This is a genomic window from Amycolatopsis sp. NPDC051372 (assembly GCF_040682095.1).
GTDB lineage: Bacteria > Actinomycetota > Actinomycetes > Mycobacteriales > Pseudonocardiaceae > Amycolatopsis.
The window spans coordinates 278,490-300,947 of record NZ_JBFBAF010000005.1 but is presented as its reverse complement, the minus strand read 5'-3'; the positions used below and the strand labels follow the sequence as shown (position 1 = coordinate 300,947).

The following is a 22,458-nucleotide window of genomic DNA, read 5'->3' as shown; positions in this document are numbered from 1 at the left end:
ACGAGCACCTTTGCGGCACCACGAAAACAGCGTTTGAGTGCCGTCGCTTTGGGGTACCTGAGCAACGGTGTCGCCCGTCCGGGCGGTTTCGGTGTGGGAATCCTCGCAGTCGGGCGAGGCAACCTTCTCCGGTTTGGCCGCCAGGCTCCGTGCGGCCTCCGGACGACTGAACCGATCACGAACCCGATCCCGCCGCCGCGGCCCCCGTCGCCCGGCGCCGCGGCGCGCCCGGTGCCAAGGGATTCCCCGGTGGACGAGGCCGTCCGGCGACCCGGCAGCTGAACCGATCAATACCGGGAAACCCCCAGTCACATAAGGTAAATTTAAGTCTGGACAACTCCTGGTCTTTGTCACGGACCCGGCGGGGTCGGATTAGTGTGGGGGTGTCCGCCACGTTGTGGTGACGGACGCGTCTCGATCTCGAAACTGGAGAGTTGCCTCACATGAGCTCGACGGGAGTCTCGTCCCCGCCCGGAACAGATGTCGGTGCCGAAGTCGGCGCGTTGCGTCGCTCGGCCAGCCCGGAGCAGCTCCGGGACGAGCTGATCGACGCCGCGGCGGCGTTGGCGCCCGAGATCGGTGACCTGATCCGCCTGTACTACCGCCACATCCCGGCGGAGGAGATCGTCGGTGACGACCCCGTGGCGCTCGTCGGCGCGGTGCGCTCGCACCTGCAGCTGGCGAAGCAGCGCATGCCGGGACGCCCGGCGGTCCGGCTGCTGAACCCCAACGCGCCGCAGGACGGCTGGACCCGCGAGGCCACCGTCGTGCAGGTGGTCACCGACGACATGCCCTACCTCGTCGACAGCGTGGCGGCCGAGTTCGCGCGCGACGGCGTGCAGGTGCACCGCATCGTCCACCCGATCGTCGTGGTCAGCCGCGACGTCACGGGCGAGCTCGCGGGCCTGCACCCCGACGCCGACCCGGCCAACCCGCCCGCGATGTCGGCGGCCGAGTCGTGGATGTACCTCGAGATCGACCTCGTCACGGACCCGAACCGCGCCCGCGAGCTGGACAACCGGCTGGCCTCGGTGCTGGGTGACGTCCGCGAGGTCGTCGAGGACGCCGACAAGATGGCGCAGACCGCGCGCTCGGTGGCGGAGTCGCTGGAGCAGAACCCGCCGAAGCTGCCCGACCCCACGCAGGTCGACGAGGGCGCCCGGCTGCTGCGCTGGCTCGCCGACGGCCACTTCACCTTCCTCGGCTACCGCCGCTACGAACTGGTCGAGAACCCGCACCGCGACTCCGACGAGCCGGCGTTGCGCGCGGTCCTCGCGTCCGGCCTCGGTGTGCTGCGCCAGGACAGCCTCGCCGCCCGCAGCCTCACCACGGGCCCGGACGCCTACGCCAGCGCGCTGTCCCCGACGCTGCTGGTGCTCACGCAGGCGAGCGCGCCCTCGACCGTGCACCGGCCGGTGTACCCGTACTACGTCGGCGTCAAGACGTTCGACGACGAGGGCAACGTGACCGGCGAGCACCGGTTCCTCGGCATGTTCACCACCACGGCGCTGCACGAGAACGTGCTCGACATCCCGGTGGTGTGCAAACGCGTGCGCGAGGTCATCCACCGCGCCGGCTTCCCGATGGAGTCCTTCTCCGGCCAGCGGATGCTGGAGGTGCTGCAGAACTGGCCGCGCGCCGACCTGTTCTCCGCCGACACGGATTCGCTCTACGCCACCACGACCGGTGCGATCACGCTGTCGGATCGCCGGCGGCTGCGGCTGTTCCTGCGCCGCGACCCGTACGGCCGCTTCTACTCCTGCCTGGTCTACCTGCCACGCGACCGCTACACCACGCGCTCGCGGCTGGCGATGCAGAAAGTGCTGCTGGAGGAGCTGGAAGGCACGCAGCTCGAGTACAGCGCACGCATCGGTGAAACCGTGCTCGCGCAGGTGCACTTCATCGTGCACACCGACCCGGCGCACCGGATCGAGCCCGACACCCTGCGGATCCAGGAACGCCTCAACACCGTGGTCCGCAGCTGGGACGACCGCATGGTCGAGGCGATCCTGGCCGAGCGCCGCGAACGCGCGGGCGACGGCCAGCCGATCGGCGTGATGGGCGAGGAGTCCGCCGTCGACCAGGGCCAGCGCTTCGCCGCGGTGTTCCCCGAGGGCTACAAGGAGGACTTCACCGCCGACGAGGCGCTCGCCGACCTGCGAAAGCTCGACACGCTGGACGACGAGGGCGACCTCGCGCTGTCGTTCTACCTGCCTGCCGACGCCGAGCCGGGCGAGCGCCGCTTCAAGCTCTACCTGCGCGGCGAAGGCGTCACGCTGTCGAAGGTTCTGCCGCTGCTGCAGGCCATGGGCGTCGAGGTCGTCGACGAGCGGCCGTACGAGCTGTTCCGCGAAGACGGCGGCGCCAGCTGGATCTACGACTTCGGCCTGCGCATCTCGGCGAAGTACCTCGACGAGAGCAGCACTGTCGCGCTCGACGCGCTGCGCGAGCGGTTCCAGGAGGCGTTCCACGCGGCGTGGCGCGGCGATGCGGAGGTCGACGGCTTCAACGGCCTCGTGCTGCGCGCCGGCCTCACGTGGCGCCAGGCCGCCGTGCTGCGCGCGTACTCGCGGTACCTGCAGCAGGTCCGCAGCCCGTTTTCCCAGGAATACATCCAGAACACGGTGCTCAAGCACACCGAAGTGGCCATGCGGCTGCTGAACCTGTTCGAGACGCGCTGCGATCCGCAACTGTCCGATGTGGACCGCAAGACGCGCGAGGACTCGCTCGTCGGCGAGATCACCGCGATGATCGACGAGGTCACGAGCCTCGACGAGGACCGCATCCTGCGCCGTCTCATGGCCGTGATCAACGCGACGCTGCGCACCAACTACCACGTGACCGGCGCGGACGGCGCCACGCGGCCCTACCTCGCGATCAAGCTCGACCCGAGCGGCGTGCCGGAGCTGCCGGAACCGCGCCCGAAGTTCGAGATCTTCGTGTACTCGCCGCGCGTGGAAGGTGTGCACCTGCGCTTCGGCGAGGTCGCGCGCGGTGGCCTGCGCTGGTCCGATCGGCGCGAGGACTTCCGCACGGAGGTGCTCGGCCTGGTCAAGGCGCAGGCGGTGAAGAACGCCGTGATCGTGCCCGTGGGCGCGAAGGGCGGCTTCGTGGTGAAGCGCCCGCCGGTCCCGACCGGCGACGCGAGCCTCGACCGCGACGCGCAGCTGACCGAGGGCATCGCGTGCTACCGCATGTTCATCTCGGGCCTGCTCGACCTCACCGACAACCGCGTCGAGGGCAAGACCGTGCCCGCGCCGGGCGTGGTGCGCCACGACGCCGACGACAGCTACCTCGTCGTCGCGGCCGACAAGGGCACCGCGAAGTTCTCCGACATCGCCAACGAGGTCTCGGGCCAGTACGGCTTCTGGCTCGGCGACGCGTTCGCCTCCGGCGGCTCGGTCGGCTACGACCACAAGGCCATGGGCATCACCGCCAAGGGCGCGTGGGAGAGCGTGAAGCGCCACTTCCGCGAGCTGGGCAAGGACACGCAGACCGAGGACTTCACGACCGTCGGCATCGGCGACATGATGGGCGACGTCTTCGGCAACGGCATGCTGCTGAGCGAGCACATCCGCCTCGTGGCCGCGTTCAACCACATGCACGTGTTCCTCGACCCGAACCCGGACGCCGCGGCGACCTTCGCGGAGCGGCGCCGTCTGTTCGACCTGCCGCGCAGCTCGTGGGACGACTACGACCGCTCGCTCATCAGCGAGGGCGGTGGCATCTACCCGCGCTCGGCCAAGACGATCCCGATCAGCCCGCAGGTGCGCGAGGCGCTCGGCATCGCCGAAGGCGTCACGCACCTGCCGCCGATGGAGCTCATCCAGGCGATCCTGCTGGCGCCGGTCGAACTGCTGTGGAACGGCGGTATCGGCACCTACGTCAAGGCGGAGACCGAGACCCACGGCGACGCGGGCGACAAGGCCAACGACGCGATCCGCGTCAACGGCAACCAGCTGCGCGTGAAGGTCGTGGGTGAAGGCGGCAACCTGGGCCTAACCCAGCTCGGCCGCATCGAGTTCGCGCGGGCCGGTGGCAAGATCAACACCGACGCGCTCGACAACTCCGCCGGCGTCGACTGCTCCGACCACGAGGTCAACATCAAGATCCTGCTCGACCACCTCGTGGCGACCGGGGACCTCGAGCACACGCGGCGCAACTCGTTGCTGGAGGAGATGACCGACGAAGTCTCCGACCTGGTGCTGGCCGACAACTACCGGCAGAACGCGGTGCTCGGCGTGAGCCGGGCCCACGCCGGCCCGATGGTGTCGGTGCACGCGCGGCAGGTGTCGTCGCTCGTGGCGAAGGGTGCCTTCGACCGCAACCTGGAAGCCCTGCCGAGCTCCTCGGAGTTCCGCGCGCTGGAGAAGGCGGGCGAAGGCCTGTCCTCGCCGGAGCTCGCGACGCTGCTGGCCCACGTGAAGCTCGACCTCAAGGACGAGCTGCTCGCCAGCGAGCTGGTCGACTCCGAGGTGTTCACGCGCAGGCTGCCCGAGTACTTCCCGAAGCCGCTGCGCGAGCAGTTCACCGACGCGATCTCGCAGCACCCGCTGAGCCGCCAGATCATCACCACGCTCGTGACCAACGAGCTGGTAGACGGCGGTGGCATCTCGTTCGTCTTCCGCCTGATGGAGGAGATGAACGCGACGGCCACCGACGCGGTGCGCGCGTACGCGGTGGTCACCCACGTCTACGACCTGCCGACGCTGTGGGCCGAGATCGACGCGCTCGACAACGTGGTGCCCACCGCGGTCGCCGACGCGATGGTGCTGGAGACACGCCGGCTGCTCGACCGCGCCGCCCGCTGGTTCCTCACCAACCGGCCGCAGCCGCTCGCGCCGCTGGCCGAGATCAACCGGTTCGGCCCGGTCGTCGCGGAGCTCGGCCCGAAGCTGGGCGACCTGCTGCGCGGGCGCGAGCTGGAGTCCGTGGAGGAAGACGCCGGCAAGCTCGTGGCCGACGGCGTGCCCGCCGACCTCGCCCGCCGGGTGGCGCTGCTGCTGCACAGCTACGGCCTGCTCGACGTGGTCGAGGTCACCGAGCTGGCCGAGCAGCAGGTGGGGCTCGACGCGCTGCACAGCCCGGCCGACACCGCCGAGCTGTACTTCGCGCTCTCGGACCACCTGGACATCGACAAGATGCTCACCGAGATCAGCAAGCTCGAACGCGGCAACCGCTGGCACGCCCTCGCCCGGCTCTCGCTGCGCGACGACGTGTACGGCTCGCTGCGTGCCATCACGCTCGACGCGCTGCGCCACAGCGACCAGGACGTGGAGGCCGACGCCCAGATCGCGCAGTGGGAGAAGACCAACGCGTCGCGGCTGTCGCGCGCCCGCGTGGCGCTCGACGAGATCACCCGCTCCGGGCGCCTCGACCTCGCGACGCTGTCGGTGGCGGCGCGCCAGATCAGGAGCACGGTGCGGTGACCTACGTTTCGCACGTCCGGCCGCGCTGGTCGGACATGGACGTGTACGGGCACGTCAACCACGCGAACATGGTGACGCTCCTGGAAGAGGCGCGGATCCCGGTGCTGTTCGGCGACGCGGTGAAAGCCGGTCTCACCGAGCTGCCCAAGGGCGTGGTCGTGGTGAAGCTCGGCGTGCACTACCGCGCGCCGATCGTCGTCACGCCCGAGACGACGGTGCGGGTGGAGATCACGCTCACCGAGGTGGGGGCGGCAAGCATCACGCTTGCCTACGTCGTGCACACCGGGCCCGAGGAGTCGGACCCGGTGGCCGTGACCGCCGAGACCGTGCTGGCGCCGTACGACACCGTCAAGCTGCGGCCGCGGCGCCTCTCCGCCGAGGAGACCGAGTTCCTCAAGAAGGTGTTCGCCGATGCCTGAGCTGCGCATTCCCGACGCGGGCGACCGCGACACGCTCGGCGCGTTCGTCGCCCGCGCGGTGCGGCTCGACGGCAACACCGCCGTACGCCTGCGCAACCGCCCCGACGGTGGCAGCGGTACCGGCACTGTCGAAGCGTGGACGGCCACGCCGTTCGAGGTCCTCGCCACCCGCGCGGTGGCGGGGACCGTGACCCCGGCCGACATCACGGTGTCGGGCAACGAGCTGCTGGCGGCCCTCACGGTCGCCGGCGGCGAGGTCATGGACCCGGGCCCCGCGCGCGACCTGCTCTGGCACGCGGAGCTGCCCGCGTCCGGCCGCTGGCAGCTCGTGGACGACCTGCCGGTCGGCGTAGTGTCCGACCTGGCCGACCGCGGCGTCACCCTGGCCCGCGACAACGTCGGCCCGCACGGCACGCCGCCGGCGTCGCTGATGGATCAGGCCGTGCTGACGGTGACCGGCGGCGAGCTCGAGGTGAAGGTGCAGCTGCGCTGCCTGTTCGCCTTGTCCGGCATGGGGTTGTTCGACTCTTCCATCACCGGTGACGTGGTCCGCGTGACGGCCACGGACTCGTGGCTGCGGCTGGACGCGCGGTATGGGGCGGTGCTGAAGCGAAGGCACGCGTTGTTGCCGCTTCTGTTCTGAAAAATCGTTGCGTGATTCCTGGGGTGAGCCTCGCCATTCCGCGGGGCTCGCCCCAGTCACATTGCCTGTTCGCTTTGTCTGGAATTGCGCGCAGCAGGCACCCGCCATTGCCCCTTCGCTTCTGATTTTCTTGCGATTTCCTTGTGGCCGTGGTGCATTCCCGGCGACAGTGCGAGGGTGGGGACATGACCGACCCCGACGGCGACCCGACGGCAGATTTCCTCGCCGACGTGCGTGCCGAGCAGACGCCGTGGCGAACCGACCGCCCGGCCGACGCCGAGGGACCCGAGCAGGCGGGCAAAACCGCGCGGCCCGGCCGTTTTTCGCGGGTCGGCCGAGCCGTGGGTGAGGCCGCTCCGTATGTGCAGGCCGCATTGTTCGCGGCGTGGATCGCCACGTCCGTGGCCGATTCCGGCGACAGTTCGGGCGGGATGAACGGAGGTCAGAGCGGTTAGGCGGTCCCCGTGGACCGAAACTCCGGGTAGAGTCGGTGCCGGATCAGCCGCCGATGTCCGATTCGGCGCGACCTCGAACACCGCACCGCCGGTTGTCGTGGCTTTTTGCGCGCACGCGGTCCGAAGGCCGTTTCCGCCTGCCAGAGCCGAATTGCCGACGGTGGAGGGGAGACCCATGCTCCTGTCCGGTCCCGATCGTCTGACAACCGAAGCCGTACACGAAGACCCACTGGTGCTGAGACGGGCCCTGGTCGGCTACGTACGCGCGGTGGCCGAAGCCCTGGACGTCTCCGTGGAGGGAACGTCATGCGAGGTCGCCGACACGGTCACGGCCTACGTGGCGCTGAGCCGCCGCTCGCCGCGTTACCCCGGCCGTGACTTGATGTTGCTCTGGAATTACCGGCAGGGCTGGACGCTTTCCGTCGAGACGAGGCCGGCCGAGCCGCCGCTCGTCGTCGCGCGCCTGGGCGGAGACGTCGTCCCGGAACCCGCCCTCGTGGGCCGGTTCGTCGCCGAGGTCGTCTCGGCTTCCGACAAGGGCGCGTGGATCACGCCGCCCAGCCGCACCGCCGCCGATCGGGGCGAGCTGGCGGCCCGGCTGGAACGACGTGCCCGTCCCGTCGTCAGGCGGTCTTGAGCTTTCGCGCCAGCCGCTCCGGGCGGGGCCAGCGAACCTGAGACGCCCAGTTCAGCTTCTCGAACAGCCAGATGAGCCGAGCTGACGTGTCCAGCTGGCCCCGGCCCACGCCGTGGCGGGCGCCGGTCGGGTCGGCGTGGTGGGAGTTGTGCCACGACTCGCCGAACGACAGGATCGCCAGCGGCCAGAAGTTGGCCGAGCGGTCCCGCGCCTCGAAGGGGCGCTCACCGATCATGTGGCACAGCGAGTTCACCGACCACGTCACGTGGTGCAGCGCCGCCACCCGCACGAGCCCGGCCCAGAAGAACGCCGTGAGCGCGCCCCACCAGCTCATCGTGGCGAGGCCGCCGATCAGCGCCGGCGCCAGCAGCGTCACGGCGGTCAGCACGGGGAAGAGGCTGTCGACGCGGCGGATGTCCGGATCGTCCAGCAGGTCCGGGGCGAAGCGGCGCGAGTTGGTCTTGTCGCGGTCGAACAGCCAGCCCATGTGCGCGTGCCAGAAACCCTTCGCCAGCGCCGCCGGAGTGGTGCCGTAGCGCCACGGGGAGTGCGGGTCGCCGTCGCGGTCGGAGTAGGCGTGGTGGCGGCGGTGGTCGGCGACCCACGAGATCACGGGGCCCTGCATCGCCATGCTGCCGGCCACGGCGAGCGCGATCCGCAGGCCGCGGCGGGCGCGGAACGAGCCGTGGGTGAAGTAGCGGTGGAAGCCGATCGTGATGCCGAGGCCGCTGAGGTAGTAGAAGCCGACGGCGAGGCCGATGTCGAGCCAGCTGAGTCCCCAGCCCCAGGCCAGGGGCACCGCGGCGACGACCGCCAGCAGGGGGAGCACGGCGAACAGCTTCACGAGGAAGGCTTCGGTGCCCGTCTTGCGGCCGGCGAGCATGGGCTCGGGTGCGGGCCGTTCGCGGAGGGCTGTCGCAGAGGGAGTGGGGGAGGGAAGGGTGGCGCGAGGGGTGTCGATGCTGAAACGCTCCTGTCGAGCTGGTCCGATCGCTGCACTCTGCAGGACCGAGGCCGGATCGAGGGTGTGCCCGGGCGCCATTGCCGTTGCGGGGGGATCACACCGTTCGTGCGGTCCGGCCCTCGCGGGCCGGCCGCGACCTCCTCTTTCAACGAACCGTTCTCAGGCAAGGTTCCCGGCGGAGAATTCCGGCAGTTCCCCGAGAACGGCCGAGGGGCCGGTGCACGTGGCACCGACCCCTCGGAGAAACCGTTGTGACGTCAGAGAATCGTGACGGAAGTGGCCTGCGGCCCCTTCTGGCCTTGGCCGATCTCGAACTCCACGCGCGCGTTCTCCTCCAGGCTACGGAAACCGTTGCCCTGGATCTCGGAGTAGTGCACGAACACGTCGCCACCGCCGTTGTCCGGCGTGATGAAGCCGAAGCCCTTTTCGGCGTTGAACCACTTCACGGTGCCTTGCGTCATAAATGTCTCCACCACTGAAAACGATCGAGGTGCCACTTCGGCACCCGGGTCGAAGACCGACGGTTTGATCTTCCGGTGACGGAGAACCACTACGCCCGCGCATCTTGCGAGCGTGGCTGCGGGGAGTACCCACCGCACGAACACAAAATATGACCGCGGCCAGTTAACCACGTCGGACGCGGTCGCACCAGCCCACTGATCAGGTGCGCCACGGCGGCCGGAACCAGTCCACACTGTCTGTCCCTTGTGGACCAAAGGCGGACCGGTGCCGGTGCTGACCAGTGCTTCATTGTGCCCGCGGGTGCACGTCGTGTAGCGTCGGTCACGTCGAGAGAGTTCCCCCGCGCGCCGGCAGCAGAGCCGGCGTCGTCTTCGGCCGACCGCGAGGCCCGAGCCGGCTGCTCGGTCCGGCCGTCGTCCCACTTGTATCTCGACGACTGTTTTTCACAGAGGAGCCTGATGCGCTCGGAACGCCGTCCGCTGTCCCCCGACACCAGTGAGTTCGCCCGAGCCCGCGTCTCCGCGGAGCTGGGCCTGCGCCACCAGCGCGACCAGGCGGCCCGGACCGTCGCCGGCCGTGCCCGCGACGTGGACGACCTGCGTGGCCTGCTGGCCATGCTCGGCCTCGAGGCCGGAGCCCGCGGCTAGCTTCCCGCTTCCCCACGCTCAGACCAGCCACGCCGCCGAGTCCGGTGGCAGCCTGCCGTCCACGAGCGGGCTGCTGGACACCAGCAGCTCGCCGGGCGGCAGGGCGATCGAGCTCGCCGACGTGTTGAGCGCACAGATCAGCCCGCCCTTGCCGCCGCGGCGGAACGCGAAGCAGCCGGCGGGCGCGCCGTACCACTCCAGCTCGTCCCCGGCGCGGAAAGCGGCTTGCGTCTTACGCAGCTCGACGGCTCGCCGGTACAGCGAGAGCGTGGACGACGCGTCTTCCAGCTGGCGTTCCGCGGTGAGCCCGGCCCACTCGGGCGGCATCGGCAGCCACGTCCGCGGGTTGCGCGAGAAGCCGAACGGCGGCAGCGAACCCTCCCACGGCATCGGTACGCGCTCCGGATCCCGGCTGAACTGCGAGCCTTGGCTGCGCGCCCGCGGATCGGCCATCGTCTCGGGCAGGATCTCGACGTTCGGCAGGCCCAGTTCTTCGCCGTTGTACAGGTAGACCGCACCCGGCAAGGCCAGTTCCACGAGCGCCATGGCCCGCGCGCGCCGCAGGCCGGCCGCGCCGCCGCCGTAGCGGCTCACGGTGCGCCACACGTCGTGGTTGGACAGCGTCCAGGTGGCGGGCGCGCCGGCTGCGCGCGGCACGGCCAGCGACCGCTCGATCGACGTGCGCATCGCGTCGGCGTCGAAGTGGGTGAGGACCAGGCGGAAGTTGAACGCCAGGTGCAGCTCGTCGGGCCGCAGGTAGCGCGCGAGGCGGTCCTCGTCGTGCACCCAGATCTCGCCGACGGCCATCGTGTCCGGGTACTCGTCGAGCACCTTGCGGATCATCTGGTGGACCTCGTGCACGCCGTCGTCGTCGAAGCGCGGGTCGAAGTGCTCGCCGCCGCCGAACCCGGACGCGCGCGGGTCCATGTCGGGCAGGCCGGGCGGCTTCGCCATGCCGTGGGCCACGTCGATGCGGAACCCGTCGACGCCGCGGTCGAGCCAGAAGCGCAGGGTGCGCTCGAGGTCGTAGCGCACGTCCGCGTTGCCGTAGTTGAGATCCGGCTGCTGCGAGGCGAACAGGTGCAGGTACCACTGCCCGTCGGGCACCCGTGTCCATGCGGGCCCGCCGAACACGGAAATCCAGTTGTTGGGCGGTTCCGAGCCGTCGGGGCCGCGGCCGTCGCGGAAGACGTAGCGGTCGCGCTCGGGGCTGCCGGGCGCGGCGGCCATCGCCGACTTGAACCACGAGTGCTGGTTGCTGGTGTGGTTCGGGACGATGTCCACGGTCACCTTGATGCCGCGCTCGTGCGCCTCGGTGAGCAGCACGTCGAAATCGCCGAGCGTGCCGAACATCGGGTCCACGTCACGCGGGTCGGACACGTCGTAGCCGTGGTCGGCCATGGGGGAGCGGTAGAACGGCGTGAGCCACAGCGCGTCGACGCCGAGCAGTTCCAGGTATCCCAGCCGGCTGCGGATGCCTTCGAGGTCGCCGACCCCGTCGGCGTCGGAGTCGGCGAACGAGCGCACGTAGACCTCGTAGAAGACGGCGTCGGACCACCACGCCGGGCGGGGCGGGCCCTCCGGGGGCCGGCGGTGCCCCGCCACCGGGCGTCTCATCAGACGAAGCTGTTCATCATGCTGTTTGCCGCCATCTCGAGGTAAGCCCACAGCTGCTCGCGGTACGGCTCGGGCAGGTTCTCCTCGTCGACCGCCACGCGGATCGCGCGCAGCCACGCGTCGCGCTCGATCGGGCCGATCTTGAACGGCGCGTGGCGCATCCGCAGCCGCGGGTGGCCGCGGCGGTCGGAGTAGGTGTGCGGGCCACCCCAGTACTGGATGAGGAACAGCCGGAAGCGCTCCTCGGCCGGGCCGAGGTCCTCTTCCGGGTACAGCGGGCGCAGGATCTCGTCGGTCGCCACTTCCTGGTAGAAGCGCGCGACGATTCGCCGGAACGTCGGTTCACCGCCCACGGCCTCGTAAAGGTTCGCCGGTTCGGAGCCACTCACAGTCGACACCCCTCCATCTTGCCCTTACCCCGGCTACTTGTCGGCGCCCGGTGCGGACAGGAACCGGCCCAGCGGCGGCTCGAAGCCGGCCTCCTCGAGCGCGGCGAGCAGGTGCGCACGCAGCGCCCGCTGCACGGCCCACTGCTTGCCGGGCCGCACCTTCACCGTCAGGCGCAGCAGGATGCCCTCCGGTGTGACCTTCTCCACGCCCAGCATCTCCGGTGGCTCCATCACGTTGGTGGCGAGCGCTTCGCTTTCGGAGGCCTTCGTGGCCGCGGCGGTGAGCACGGTCGTGGCGAGGTCGACGTCGGCGGAGTAGCCCAGCGGCACGTCGACCACGGCCACGGCGAAGCCCTGGCTGGAGTTGCCGACGCGCAGCACCTCGCCGTTGCGCACGTACCAGACGGTGCCCTGCAGGTCGCGCAGCGTGGTGATGCGCAGGCCCACGGCCTCGACCGTGCCGGTCGCGGCGCCGATGTCGACGATGTCGCCGACGCCGTACTGGTCCTCGATCATCATGAAGATGCCGGACAGGAAGTCGCGCACCAGGTTCTGCGCGCCGAACCCGATCGCGACGCCGACGACGCCCGCGGACGCGATGATCGGCGCCAGGTTGATGCCCAGTTCGCCCAGCACGAGGATGAACGCCAGGCCGTAGATGAGGAACGTGGCCATCGACTTCAGCACCGAGCCGATCGTCGTGGCCCGCTGCCGGCGCCGCTCCACCACGGCCGGGCCGAGCACGTCGGGGGCGCGTTCGCGCAGCGGTCTCAACAGGGCGGGCAGCTTGCCGCTGCCGCCGCGCGGCAGCGTGGTCACGCGGTCGACGAGCCGGCGTGTGAGATACCGCACGAGGAACGCGAGCACCAGGATCAGGATGATCCGCAGCGGCTTGGTCACGAGCCAGCCCGCCGAACCGGCGACCCACTCGTTGTGCGTGATCGAAAAGACCTGTGAGCACCAGGTGCTGGGGTCGGAGATGCACGCTGGCGGGGCGCTGAGCACGGCGTTCACGGGGTCGAACAGTCCTTCCGTCGCTTCGGTTCACCCAACGGCAAGTGGATGTTGGGTCGCAGGCACGTGACACGTCACGTAACACACGTGCACTTTGGGGCTGATGTGTGGTCGACTATGCCTGCACCGGTGGAGGTGGTCGAGTGCCAGACCGACAACCCGTCCCCCTCGGCGGCGCCGGCCAAGCCATGGCCGAGCAGTCGCCGGAGACGGTCCTGCGCGCCTGCCCGGGAGGTTCCGCACCCGGCGGAACGAACCCGGCCGGGCCGGGGACCCGACCAGGGGGAGTTTCCCGTCCGCCCGGACAGCGTAGAGGCCGGGACCCGGCGACCCCGCCCTGGGGCCGCCGTCGCGTATTGCTGCTGAACGCCACCTTCGAGCCCCTCACCGCGTTGCCCATGCGGCGCGCGGTAGTGCTCGTGATGTGCGGCAAGGCGGAAGTCGTCCACGGCGACCCGGGTGGCGTGGAGTTGCACGCCGCGACCGTGTCGCTTCCCGTCCCGTCCGTGATCCGGCTCAGCACGTACGTGCGCGTGCCGTACCGCGCGAAGGTGCCGCTGACCCGGGCCGGGCTCATGCACCGCGATCGGTACCGCTGCGCCTACTGCGGCGGCCGGGCTGAGACGATCGACCACGTCCTGCCGCGCAGCCGCGGCGGACCGCACAGCTGGACCAACTGCGTGGCGTGCTGCGCCAAGTGCAACCACCGCAAGGCCGACAAGCTCCTCTCGGAGCTGGGCTGGCGCCTGCGCGTGGTGCCGAGGGCGCCCCACGGCCCGCACTGGCGCCTGCTGGCGCACTCCAAGGAGGCCGACCCGCTGTGGCGGCCGTACTTGGGTTCCGCGGCCTGACGGACTGTCTGACGGCCCGTTGGGAAGGCTCTGACACGTCGGCACCCCGGCTGCCTGTGCGGCGGCCGGGGCGAGCCGATGATTCGCTGAACGCTGCCGGTGCGTGGTCCGCGCGGCGGCTTCGTCTTCACGCGCGCGCCCTTGCCGGGTGCGCGCGTTCTGCTTTTCTCAGGCGGCCAGCGCGAAGTCGGCCTGGAAGGACACGCCGGTTCCCCGGGTGACGCGGGTGCCGTTGGTGACGCGGGTGCCGCGGGTGACTCGGGTGCCGCACGTGACTCGCGTGCCACGGGTCACGCGGGTGCCCTTCGTGACGCGGGTGCCGGCCGTCACGCGGGTGCCGTTGGTGACACGCGTGCCGCGGGTGACCCGGGTGCCCCGCGTGACTCGCGTGCCGCCGGTGACGCGGGTACCGCGAGTGACCCGAGTACCGCGGGTAACCCTTGTGCCGGACGTCACGCGCGTTCCGGGCAGGAATTCGGTCTCGCTGGGTGACGAAATGGGCTTGGTGATCGCCTGAGCGGGGGGCTGGACGCTCTGCATGAGGTGGCCTCCTGGGACCGGTGCGTGACCTGCTGGGCTGAGGAGCGGACCGCAAGGCCCGTACAGGTGAAAAAGCTACGAGGATTTCAGTGCGCCGACAAGACGGGGGTGACCGGTACGGCCGCCTGTACGTTGAGTTGCAACCTTTCGGCCCGCCCGGCTTCGCCCCAACGTTCCAGCGCGCGCGGGCCAAGCGGCCGACGGGCGCTCCCGCACGACAAGCGGTCACCTCTCGGCGCGGCGCCGCGCGGTGGCTGCCAGGGCCATCCGATACGCTCACCGGCGTGAACGTTGTCGAGACGATCCTGGTCTACGCGGTCATCCCCCTGGCCATCTACTTGGTGGTCGGTGCGGCCACCCTGCGGAAGAAGTTCTCGGGGACGCCGCGGTACCGGCCGGGACAGCCGTGGGAGTACCCCGCGATGTGGTGGACCGCCAACCCGGAGGGTGTCGGTGCGGGTCACCACGCCGTCGATCCGGACTCTGTGGTGCCCTCGGGCACCGTGACTGCTGCCGGAGGCGCACGTGGCAAGTGGTGAACTCGCGCACTCGGCCACCGCGGTCGATGTCGCGGAGAAGGACCTGGCCTTTGGCGAGGTGATCACCAACAGCGGCCGCCGTTCGGCGGCCAAGATGTACGAGCCCGGCGAGCCGACCAGCCCGTTCTCGGTTCAGCAGCTCGCTCGCCTGGACGAGGCGCTGACCTTCGCGACGCGCGAGTCCGGCGTCGCCTTCAGCGTGTACCTCGGCGACCTCGGCGAGGACACCCGCGCCGGAGCCGAGAAGCTGCTGGCCTCGACCGAGGACCCGGCCAACTCCGTGGTCCTCGCGGTCTCGCCCGCGCAGCGCGCGATCGAGATCGTGGTCGGCGAGCGCTCGCACGTCCGCCTGCCCGACCGCGGCGCCAACCTGGCCGTGGCGAGCATGGTCGCGTCGTTCAAGGAGGGTGACCTGGTCGGTGGCCTCGTCAACGCCCTGCGCATGCTGAGCGACCAGGCCGGGCCGGACCTGAAGCACTGACGTCCGCCTGACGCACCGAAGGGGGCCTCCTCGACTGTCGAGGAGGCCCCCTTCGGCGTTCACGGGTGTTTCCCGGCGTTCCCGGTGGTGCTCGGTCAGGACCTTGTACACACGGCGCGCTCCGGCACCCCCCAGGGATCAAGAAGGGCATGGTGGCGCACGCGGCGAGGGCGGCGGCGCTCGACCTCGCGCCGGCGCAAGCTCTTCGCGGCCGAGTACCTCGTCCCGGGCCGCACCGGCGTTGCCACGGACGGCCCGGGCACTGAGGTGTTGCGACGGGAGAGCGCAGTGCCGCCTGAGGGAACCAGGGTCACCTACTTTCGACGCGCCCGGCCGGGGTGTCGGGATCGCCGCCTCCGCCGCGGAGGCGACCGCTCAGGCGCTGGTCAGCGCGCTGGCGCGAGCGGCCGGCCGGTGACGCGACGCGGGGCTTCCCGCTCCCCTGGAGAACGGGAGCGGGAAGCCCCGCGCGGCAGAGCCGTCGGACTTCTCAGACCTGGCTGTCGAACTCCCGCGCCGCGAGCGCGCGGACGATGCCGGCGCGGCCTTCGGACACGAGCCGGCGCAGTGCGGCCGGGTGCTCGGTCTTGAGCCACTCGTCGGACGCGGTCACCGTGGCCGGCTCGACGGCCCACGAGGGGTAGAGCCCGATCACGGTCGGCTGGGCGCGCTCGCTGGAGCGGCGCGTCCACACCTCGTCGATGACCTCGAAGTAACGCTCGACGTAGCTGCCGAGCAGCTGCTTCTGGCCCGGGTGCGAGAAGCCCGAGATGAGGGCGTCGCTGACGGCGTTGGGAATCTCGTCGTCGTAGACGGCACGCTGCCACGCGTCGGCCTTGGCCTCGGCGGTCGGCTGCAGCGCGCGGCACCGCTCGGCGTGCCGGCGGCCCGCGGCCGTGTCGTCCTTCGCCAGCTCGGCTTCGATGTCCGCGGTGCCGGCCTTGCCGTGGGCCACGAGCGCCTGAAGCAGGCGCCAGCGCAGGTCGGTGTCCACGGTGAGGCCGGGCAGCGGCGCGGAGCCGTCGAGCCAGCTCGCGACGACACCCAGCGTCGCCTCGTCGAGCACGCCGCCGGCCAGCGAGTTCACGAACGCCAGCTGGTGGTCGGACCCGGCTTCGGCGCCCTGGGCGAGCTCCAGCAGCCGCCCGGTGAGCGCCGGCCAGCCCTGCTCGGCGGCCCACTTCTGGTCCGCGTACGAGTTCAGCGCCGTCTGCGCCTGAAGCAGCAGCCGCTGCACAACGCCGACCTCGCTCTCGGCGTGGATGCCGCGCGCCACCAGCGTCACGAAGTCGCGCGCCTTGAGCTCGGCCTCGCGCGTCATCTCCCACGCGGCCGACCAGCACAGCGTGCGGGGCAGCGGCTCGACGATGTCGGCGATCCGGTCGATCAGCGTGGTCAGCGACGCCGGGTCGAGGCGCATCGTGCAGTAGGTGAGGTCGTCGTCGTTGACCAGCACGAGCTTGCCCGCCGGCTTGCCGACCAGCGCCGGCACCTCGGTGCGGTCCCCGGACACGTCCAGCTCCACGCGTTCGGTGCGCACGACCTTGCCCGCGCCGTCTTCGTCGTACACGCCGACCGCGACGCGGTGCGTGCGCAGCTCACCGGCGCCCGGCTTCGCGCCCGTCTGCACCACGGCGAACGACGCGAACGTGCCGTCGGCCGCCACCTCGTAGCGCGGGCTGAGCGAGTTGAGGCCCGTGGTCTCGAGCCACTGCGCGCTCCACCACGACAGGTCGCGCCCGGACGCCTCTTCCAGCGCGGCCAGCAGGTCGGCCAGCGTGGCGTTGCCCCACGCGTGCTTTCCGAAGTAGACCTTCAAGCCGTCGAGGAAGTGCTCGATGCCCACGTAGGCCACGAGCTGCTTCAGGACGCTCGCGCCCTTGGCGTAGGTGATGCCATCGAAGTTCACCTCAACGGCGTGCAGGTCGACGATGTCGGCCGCGATCGGGTGCGTGGAGGGCAGCTGGTCCTGCCGGTAGGCCCACGACTTCTCGATGTTCGCGAAGCTGGTCCACGCGTTCTTGTACTCGGTGGCCTCGGCCTGCGCGAACACGCTCGCGAAGGTCGCGAACGACTCGTTGAGCCACAGGTCGTCCCACCAGCGCATGGTGACCAGGTCGCCGAACCACATGTGCGCCATTTCGTGCAGCAGCGTCTCGGCGCGGCGCTCGTAGGCGTAGCGCGTGACGCGGCTGCGGAAGACGTAGTCCTCCAGGAAGGTCACGGCGCCGGCGTTCTCCATCGCGCCCGCGTTGAACTCCGGCACGAACAGCTGGTCGTACTTGGAGAACGGGTAGGGCGTGCCGAACTTCTCGTGGAAGAAGCCGAAGCCCTGCTTGGTCTCGGCGAACAGGCGGTCGGCGTCCATGTGCTCCGCGAGCGACGCGCGGCAGTAAATACCGAGCGGGATCGTGCGGTGGGCGTCGGAGAACTCGTCGCGCCACTCGGCGTACGGGCCGGCGATGAGCGCGACCAGGTACGTCGAGATCCGTTCGGACACGGCGAAGTTCGTCACACGGGCGCCGTCGGGAGTGTCCTTTTCGGTCTCGACGAGCGCGTTGGACACGATCTTCCAGTCGCGCGGCGCGTGGACCGTGAGCTTGTACACCGACTTCAGGTCGGGCTGGTCGAAGCAGGCGAACATGCGCTTCGCGTCGGCGGTCTCGAACTGCGTGTAGAGGTACACGCCGTTGTCGACCGGGTCGACGAAGCGGTGCAGGCCTTCGCCGGTGTTCATGTACCGGCAGTCCGCGGTCACCACGAGTTCGTTGTCCGAGGCGAGCTCCGGCAGCGCGATGCCCTTGTCCTCGACGTAAGCGCTCACGTCGAGGTCGGTGCCGTTGAGCACGGCGGAGCGGACGCCCTCGGCGACGAGGTCGATCCACGACGACTCGCCCGGCCGGGTGGCGGAGAAGCGCACTGTGGTGGTGGAGAGGAAGGTCTTCTCACCGGGACCGCCGTGGCCATCGGTCAGGTCCAGCACGATGTCGTAGGACGCGACATCCAGCAGGCCGGAGCGCTGCTTGGCTTCGTCACGAGTCAGGTTGGGGGCGGGCACGGGCACCTCTGGTCTTCGATTACGGTTGCGGTTTTCGGGCTGTCGGTCATCCAATCATGCGAAGCGGTCCTCGGGCGACGGGGAACAACCGGGCCTATCGCGCGCGTTGGCGCTCAGTGTGGGTGACACCCACTCCGCAAAGGCATGCCTGCCGACGTCCAACCTCGCGAGGAGCTCGTTGAGATGACCGCTGCGTCCCAGCCCACCAAGGTGGACTTCTATTTCGACCCGATCTGTCCGTTCGCGTGGATCACCTCGCGGTGGATCCTCGAGGTCGAGAAGCACCGCGAGCTGGACCTGAACTTCCGGATCATGAGCCTGTCCGTGCTGAACTCGGGCCGGGAAGAGCTGCCGGAGCGCTACCAGGAACTGATGGACAAGGGCTGGCGCCCGGTCCGCGTGGCCACCGCGCTGGCCGCCGCGAAGGGCGAGGGGGCGCTGCGCGACTTCTACACGGAGTTCGGCACGCGCTACCACAACCAGGGCAACAAGGACTTCGACGTCGTCCTCAAGGAGGTCCTCGAAGTGATCGGCGCGCCGGCCGAGCTGATCGAGGCCGCCGACTCGACCGAATACGACGAGGCGTTGAAGAAGAGCCACCACGAGGGCATGGATCCGGTCGGCATGGACGTCGGCACGCCGACCATCCACATCGACGGCGTCGCGTTCTTCGGCCCGGTGCTCAGCTCGATCCCGCGCGGCGACGACGCGCTGAAGCTGTTCGACGGCGCCGTCGCGATGGCGAGCTACCCGGACTTCTTCGAGCTCAAGCGCACCCGCACGGGTGAGCTGAACTTCGACTGAGGTTTCACGGGGTCGCGAACGCGGCCCTCGTGACGCCGGCAGGGTAGGGCGAGGCCGCCACGGCCTCGTCCGCCCCACTGGCCCCGGCCGCCACGGCGGCCTTCAGCTCGTTGAGCCGGCGCAGTCCGTCGCGGTGCTCCCGGACGAACCCGGGGTCCACGGGCTCGCCGTGCCCGGGCACCACGATCCGCGGGTCGAGCGCGATGATCGCCTCGAGCGCGCCCGGCCACTCGCCGAGGTGGGTCTCGTCGCTGAACGAGTCCGCGGTGAAGCCCTTAGGCCCGTGCTCCACCACGTCGCCGGCGAACACGACGCCCGCGTCGGCCACGTGCACCACCAGGTCGTGGTCGGTGTGCGCGCGGCCCGGGTGCACGAGCGCGACGGTGCGGCCGCCGAGGTCGAGCTCGGCCCGGTCGATCACGAGCCGGTCGGGCGGCATGATGCCGGTGCGGTCGAGGGCGTCGGCGATCTCGGGCTTGCCCTCGGCGCGGTATTTCGCGCTCCGCTTGGCCTTCGTGGTGTCGCCGTGGTCCAGCAGCTCGCGCAGGCAGCGTTCGTGGGCCCAGACGTCGCACGGCAGGAACGGCGTGGTGCCGAAGCTGTGGTCGAAGTGCGCGTGCGTGTAGACGACGCTCCACGGCAGGTCCGTCAGCTCCCGCACGGCCGCGGCGAGCTCAGCGCCCTGGTCGACGTCGCCGCGGGTGTCGATCACCAGGCAGCGCTCGGCGCCGATCACCAGTCCCGTGGTCAGGTCGAGCTCTTCGTAGCGCCGCGCGTGCACGCCTTCGGCTACCTCGGTCCAAGTCATTCCGCCTCCAGGGTTTTCCCGCGCAGGGTGGGCGCAGTGGTGCTGACGTCAGTTTGCGCGGCGAGCTCGACGTCGCCGGGGTGGCCGGCCGCGGTCAGTTCGCGGCCGGACGAGCACGTGCGCAGGGCGTGCGAGAGGTCGGTGCCCGCGTAGGCCACGGCTGCGAGAGCGGCTTCCGCCGAGAGCGTGCGGCCGTGGCGGGCGAGGGCCGCGGCGATCGCGCCCGCGCCCAGTTGGTCTTCCACACAAGGGCGCAGGGGTCCGAAGTGCTTGCCCTCGCCGAGCAGGTCGATGCCCCAGCGTTCGCCGGCCGGGATCACGCCGACGGGCCGCCCGGCCGCCAGTTCGAGCGCCTTCGCCGCGACGGCCGATGCGTTGCGCAGGCAGCCCGCCAGCACGTGGGCGCCGGTGGCGGCGGCCGCGGCGGTCAGGGTGGCGCCGTTGGGCGAGGGCAGCGCGAGCAGCGTGCCGGACGGGATGTCCGTCACAGACGAGGGCCGCAGCGTCCACGCCGCCTCACCCGCGACGACGGCGCCCTCGGCTCGCGCTTCGGCGACGCCGCGTTCGTCGCGCCAGCGCACCGGCAGCACCCGGCCGCCGCGCGCGGCGACGAGATCCGTGGTGGTGCAGAAGGAAAGCACGTCGACCACCACGAGCACCGCGCACGCGCCGCCGAGCGCCGTGACGCCTTCGGCACCCCATTCGAGCCGCACGTCGTGTCCCGGCTGCTCCCACGTGTCCACCCCCAGAGCATGCCCGCCACCGGCGGTGATGGCAGACTCGCCGCTGTGCGTGTCTACTTGGGATCCGACCATGCCGGTTTCGAGCTGAAGAACCACCTGGCCAGCCACCTCGCGGGCCAGGGGCACGAAGTAGTCGACGTCGGTCCGCACACTTACGACCCGGTCGACGACTACCCCGCCTACTGCGTGGCCGCGGCGCTGCGCGTGTCCGGCGACGAGGGCAGCCTGGGCATCGTGATCGGCGGCTCGGGCAACGGCGAGCAGATCGCCGCCAACAAGGTGCCCGGCATCCGCGCGGGTCTCGGCTGGAGTGTCGAGACGGCGCAGTTGTGCCGCGAGCACAACCACGCGCAGGTGCTCGGCGTCGGCGCGCGCATGCACACCGTCGAGCAGGCCACGGAGATCGTCGAGGCCTTCCTGGCCACCGAGCCTTCGCCGGAGGAGCGCCACGGGCGCCGGATCCAGCAACTGCTCGACTACGAGCGCACCGGCACGCCCCCGCCCTTGCCGGAAGCCTGATGCCCGAAGGGCACACCCTCCACCGCCTCGCCCGTCTGCACAAACGCCGCTACGCCGGCGCGCCCGTCTCGGTGTCCAGCCCGCAGGGCCGGTTCGCCGAGGAAGCGGTGAAGCTCGACGGGCAGGTGCTGGAGTCCGCCGAGGCGTACGGCAAGCACCTGTTCCACGACTACGGTCCACACGGGACGGTGCACGTCCACCTCGGCCTGTACGGCACGTTCGGCGAAACGCCGCTGCCGGAGACCGAACCGGTCGGCCAAGTGCGGATGCGCCTGATCGGGCGCACGCACTGGACCGATCTGCGCGGTCCGACGCGGTGTGAGCTGCTCGATGCGGCCCAGGTGGACGCGATCAAGGCGCGGCTCGGGCCCGACCCGTTGCGCCGCGACGCCAAGCCCGATCTCGCGTGGGATCGGATCTCGCGTTCGCGCACGTCGGTGGCCGCGTTGCTGATGGACCAAGCGGTGCTCGCCGGTGTCGGCAACGTGTACCGCGCTGAGGTGCTGTTCCGCCACGGCGTCGCCCCGATGGTGCCCGGCCGCGCGCTCGATCGCGGGCTGTGGGACGAGATGTGGGCCGACCTGGTGACGTTGATGCGCCACGGCGTGCGCATCGGCCGCATCGACACGGTGGCGCCGGAGCACATGCCGGCCGCGCAGGGCCGCGCGCCGCGCGACGACCGGCACGGCGGCGAGGTGTACGTCTACCGGCGTGCCGGGATGCCGTGCCTGGTGTGCGGCACGCCGGTGGCGCACCAGGAGCTCGTGGGGCGCAACCTGTACTGGTGCCCGTCGTGTCAGCCCGCCTGAGTCACGCGGTGAGGCCGTCCAGCAGCAGGTCGAGTCGTTCGGCCAGCGCGGCGGCGAGGTCGAACGGCGGCGCCTCGTCGGTGAGCCAGCGGCGGAGGGTGTCGCCGTAGATCGCGGTGACCACTTCGGCGACGGTGCGCGGCGGGAGTTCCGAGCGCAGCTCGCCGCGGTCCTGGCCTTGGCGGATGGCGTCGATCGTCGCGTCGGGCACGGGGTGCTGGTGGGCGACGACCTCGTCGTGGCGCAGGCTCACGTGCAGCATCCGGGTGAGGGTGCGTTCGCGCTCGTTGATGCCCGCCAACGCGGTGAAGTAGCGGTGCAGTCGGGTGCGCGCGGATTCGTCGGAATCGTCGACGGTGAGCAGCTGGTCGCGACGGTCCTGGCCCCATTCGACGAGGAAATCGCGCTTGTGCGGGTAGTGGTTGAGCACCGTCTGGCGCGCGACGTCGGCCTCCGCGGCGATGTGGTCGATCGTCGTCGCTTCGTAGCCGCCCTCCTCGAACAGCTTGAGCGCGGCCGTGAGCAGGCGCGCCCGCATCCGGGCCCGGTTCGCCTCGCGTCGTCCTGTCACGGAGTCAGGGTACCGAAGTTTGGGTCGAAGGCTAAACTTAGCCTGGAGACCACACTTCA

General features: G+C 70.5%; 22 protein-coding genes. 12 read left to right on the top strand and 10 right to left on the bottom strand.

Features of this window, described 5'->3' with window-relative positions:
• Nucleotides 1–443: 443 nt before the first annotated feature.
• The 5 genes from AB0M56_RS10640 to AB0M56_RS10620 all read left to right on the top strand — a co-directional run bounded on the left by AB0M56_RS10640 (nucleotide 444) and on the right by AB0M56_RS10620 (nucleotide 7,583).
• The gene (locus tag AB0M56_RS10640; RefSeq protein ID WP_364173386.1) at nucleotides 444–5,429 is read left to right on the top strand and encodes an NAD-glutamate dehydrogenase; all 4,986 of its coding nucleotides are present in this window, start codon (nucleotides 444–446) and stop codon (nucleotides 5,427–5,429) included.
• A complete protein-coding gene (locus AB0M56_RS10635; protein ID WP_364173383.1) occupies nucleotides 5,426–5,848 on the top strand; it encodes a thioesterase family protein in 423 nt (140 codons plus the stop codon). The genes AB0M56_RS10640 and AB0M56_RS10635 overlap by 4 nt, the downstream gene beginning before the upstream one ends.
• Entirely contained in the window at nucleotides 5,841–6,491 is a 651-nt protein-coding gene (locus tag AB0M56_RS10630; protein ID WP_364173380.1) for a hypothetical protein, read from the top strand. Before AB0M56_RS10635 ends, AB0M56_RS10630 begins: the two co-directional genes overlap by 8 nt.
• A 185-nt stretch (nucleotides 6,492–6,676) precedes the next feature.
• Nucleotides 6,677–6,946, top strand: a complete 270-nt coding sequence (locus AB0M56_RS10625; RefSeq protein WP_364173377.1) for a hypothetical protein — start codon at nucleotides 6,677–6,679, stop codon at nucleotides 6,944–6,946.
• Between the two features lie 232 nt (nucleotides 6,947–7,178).
• A complete protein-coding gene (locus AB0M56_RS10620) occupies nucleotides 7,179–7,583 on the top strand; it encodes a DUF6292 family protein (protein ID WP_364173373.1) in 405 nt (134 codons plus the stop codon).
• On the opposite strand, the gene AB0M56_RS10615 is transcribed toward AB0M56_RS10620, so the two are convergent.
• Both AB0M56_RS10615 and AB0M56_RS10610 read right to left on the bottom strand, forming a co-directional pair.
• The gene (locus AB0M56_RS10615; protein ID WP_364055339.1) at nucleotides 7,570–8,466 is read right to left on the bottom strand and encodes a fatty acid desaturase; all 897 of its coding nucleotides are present in this window, start codon (nucleotides 8,464–8,466) and stop codon (nucleotides 7,570–7,572) included. The genes AB0M56_RS10620 and AB0M56_RS10615 overlap by 14 nt on opposite strands.
• A gap of 338 nt (nucleotides 8,467–8,804) precedes the next feature.
• On the bottom strand, nucleotides 8,805–9,008 hold the full coding sequence (locus AB0M56_RS10610; RefSeq protein ID WP_220243000.1) for a cold-shock protein: 204 nt from the start codon (nucleotides 9,006–9,008) through the stop codon (nucleotides 8,805–8,807).
• 459 nt (nucleotides 9,009–9,467) lie between these two features.
• On the opposite strand from AB0M56_RS10610, the gene AB0M56_RS10605 reads away from it, so the two are divergent.
• Entirely contained in the window at nucleotides 9,468–9,656 is a 189-nt protein-coding gene (locus AB0M56_RS10605) for a hypothetical protein (RefSeq protein WP_220242999.1), read from the top strand.
• Between the two features lie 18 nt (nucleotides 9,657–9,674).
• On the opposite strand, the gene AB0M56_RS10600 is transcribed toward AB0M56_RS10605, so the two are convergent.
• From AB0M56_RS10600 to AB0M56_RS10590, 3 genes are read right to left on the bottom strand one after another with little or no spacing between them, the layout of a single operon-like run.
• Complete coding sequence (locus tag AB0M56_RS10600) at nucleotides 9,675–11,273, bottom strand: glycoside hydrolase family 13 protein (protein ID WP_364173370.1); 1,599 nt, start codon at nucleotides 11,271–11,273, stop codon at nucleotides 9,675–9,677.
• Nucleotides 11,273–11,662, bottom strand: coding sequence for a globin (locus AB0M56_RS10595; RefSeq protein ID WP_285973727.1), 390 nt, complete (start codon nucleotides 11,660–11,662; stop codon nucleotides 11,273–11,275). The genes AB0M56_RS10600 and AB0M56_RS10595 overlap by 1 nt, the downstream gene beginning before the upstream one ends.
• A gap of 33 nt (nucleotides 11,663–11,695) precedes the next feature.
• Complete coding sequence (locus tag AB0M56_RS10590) at nucleotides 11,696–12,676, bottom strand: mechanosensitive ion channel domain-containing protein (protein ID WP_364173366.1); 981 nt, start codon at nucleotides 12,674–12,676, stop codon at nucleotides 11,696–11,698.
• A 398-nt stretch (nucleotides 12,677–13,074) separates the two neighbouring features.
• Between AB0M56_RS10590 and AB0M56_RS10585 the strand changes: the two genes are divergently transcribed.
• Nucleotides 13,075–13,527, top strand: coding sequence for an HNH endonuclease (locus AB0M56_RS10585; protein ID WP_220246993.1), 453 nt, complete (start codon nucleotides 13,075–13,077; stop codon nucleotides 13,525–13,527).
• 168 nt (nucleotides 13,528–13,695) lie between these two features.
• Here the strand turns inward: AB0M56_RS10585 and AB0M56_RS10580 are convergent, their stop codons facing one another.
• A complete protein-coding gene (locus AB0M56_RS10580) occupies nucleotides 13,696–14,067 on the bottom strand; it encodes a hypothetical protein (RefSeq protein WP_364173363.1) in 372 nt (123 codons plus the stop codon).
• Nucleotides 14,068–14,351: 284 nt separating this feature from the next.
• Here AB0M56_RS10580 and AB0M56_RS10575 point away from each other — a divergent pair, with 284 nt between their 5' ends.
• Nucleotides 14,352–14,606: a hypothetical protein gene (locus AB0M56_RS10575; RefSeq protein WP_220242995.1), complete on the top strand. Its 255-nt coding sequence runs from the start codon at nucleotides 14,352–14,354 to the stop codon at nucleotides 14,604–14,606.
• Nucleotides 14,593–15,087: a DUF5130 family protein gene (locus AB0M56_RS10570; RefSeq protein ID WP_364173360.1), complete on the top strand. Its 495-nt coding sequence runs from the start codon at nucleotides 14,593–14,595 to the stop codon at nucleotides 15,085–15,087. Before AB0M56_RS10575 ends, AB0M56_RS10570 begins: the two co-directional genes overlap by 14 nt.
• Nucleotides 15,088–15,577: 490 nt before the next feature.
• Here the strand turns inward: AB0M56_RS10570 and pepN are convergent, their stop codons facing one another.
• A complete protein-coding gene (pepN, locus tag AB0M56_RS10565) occupies nucleotides 15,578–18,145 on the bottom strand; it encodes an aminopeptidase N (RefSeq protein WP_364173357.1) in 2,568 nt (855 codons plus the stop codon).
• 183 nt (nucleotides 18,146–18,328) lie between these two features.
• Here pepN and AB0M56_RS10560 point away from each other — a divergent pair, with 183 nt between their 5' ends.
• Nucleotides 18,329–18,949 (top strand): DsbA family protein, encoded by a 621-nt coding sequence (locus AB0M56_RS10560; protein ID WP_364173354.1) that lies wholly within the window; start codon nucleotides 18,329–18,331, stop codon nucleotides 18,947–18,949.
• 4 nt (nucleotides 18,950–18,953) lie between these two features.
• Here the strand turns inward: AB0M56_RS10560 and AB0M56_RS10555 are convergent, their stop codons facing one another.
• Nucleotides 18,954–19,757 carry an MBL fold metallo-hydrolase gene (locus AB0M56_RS10555; RefSeq protein ID WP_364173351.1) on the bottom strand — a complete coding sequence of 268 codons (804 nt, stop codon included), beginning with the start codon at nucleotides 19,755–19,757 and terminating at the stop codon, nucleotides 18,954–18,956.
• The gene (locus AB0M56_RS10550; RefSeq protein ID WP_364173348.1) at nucleotides 19,754–20,500 is read right to left on the bottom strand and encodes a 2-phosphosulfolactate phosphatase; all 747 of its coding nucleotides are present in this window, start codon (nucleotides 20,498–20,500) and stop codon (nucleotides 19,754–19,756) included. Before AB0M56_RS10550 ends, AB0M56_RS10555 begins: the two co-directional genes overlap by 4 nt.
• Before the next feature lie 45 nt (nucleotides 20,501–20,545).
• Here AB0M56_RS10550 and AB0M56_RS10545 point away from each other — a divergent pair, with 45 nt between their 5' ends.
• A complete protein-coding gene (locus AB0M56_RS10545; protein WP_364173345.1) occupies nucleotides 20,546–21,019 on the top strand; it encodes a ribose-5-phosphate isomerase in 474 nt (157 codons plus the stop codon).
• Nucleotides 21,019–21,828, top strand: coding sequence for a DNA-formamidopyrimidine glycosylase family protein (locus AB0M56_RS10540; RefSeq protein ID WP_364173341.1), 810 nt, complete (start codon nucleotides 21,019–21,021; stop codon nucleotides 21,826–21,828). The genes AB0M56_RS10545 and AB0M56_RS10540 overlap by 1 nt, the downstream gene beginning before the upstream one ends.
• A 1-nt stretch (nucleotide 21,829) precedes the next feature.
• On the opposite strand, the gene AB0M56_RS10535 is transcribed toward AB0M56_RS10540, so the two are convergent.
• Complete coding sequence (locus AB0M56_RS10535; protein WP_364173338.1) at nucleotides 21,830–22,399, bottom strand: TetR/AcrR family transcriptional regulator; 570 nt, start codon at nucleotides 22,397–22,399, stop codon at nucleotides 21,830–21,832.
• Nucleotides 22,400–22,458 lie beyond the last annotated feature (59 nt).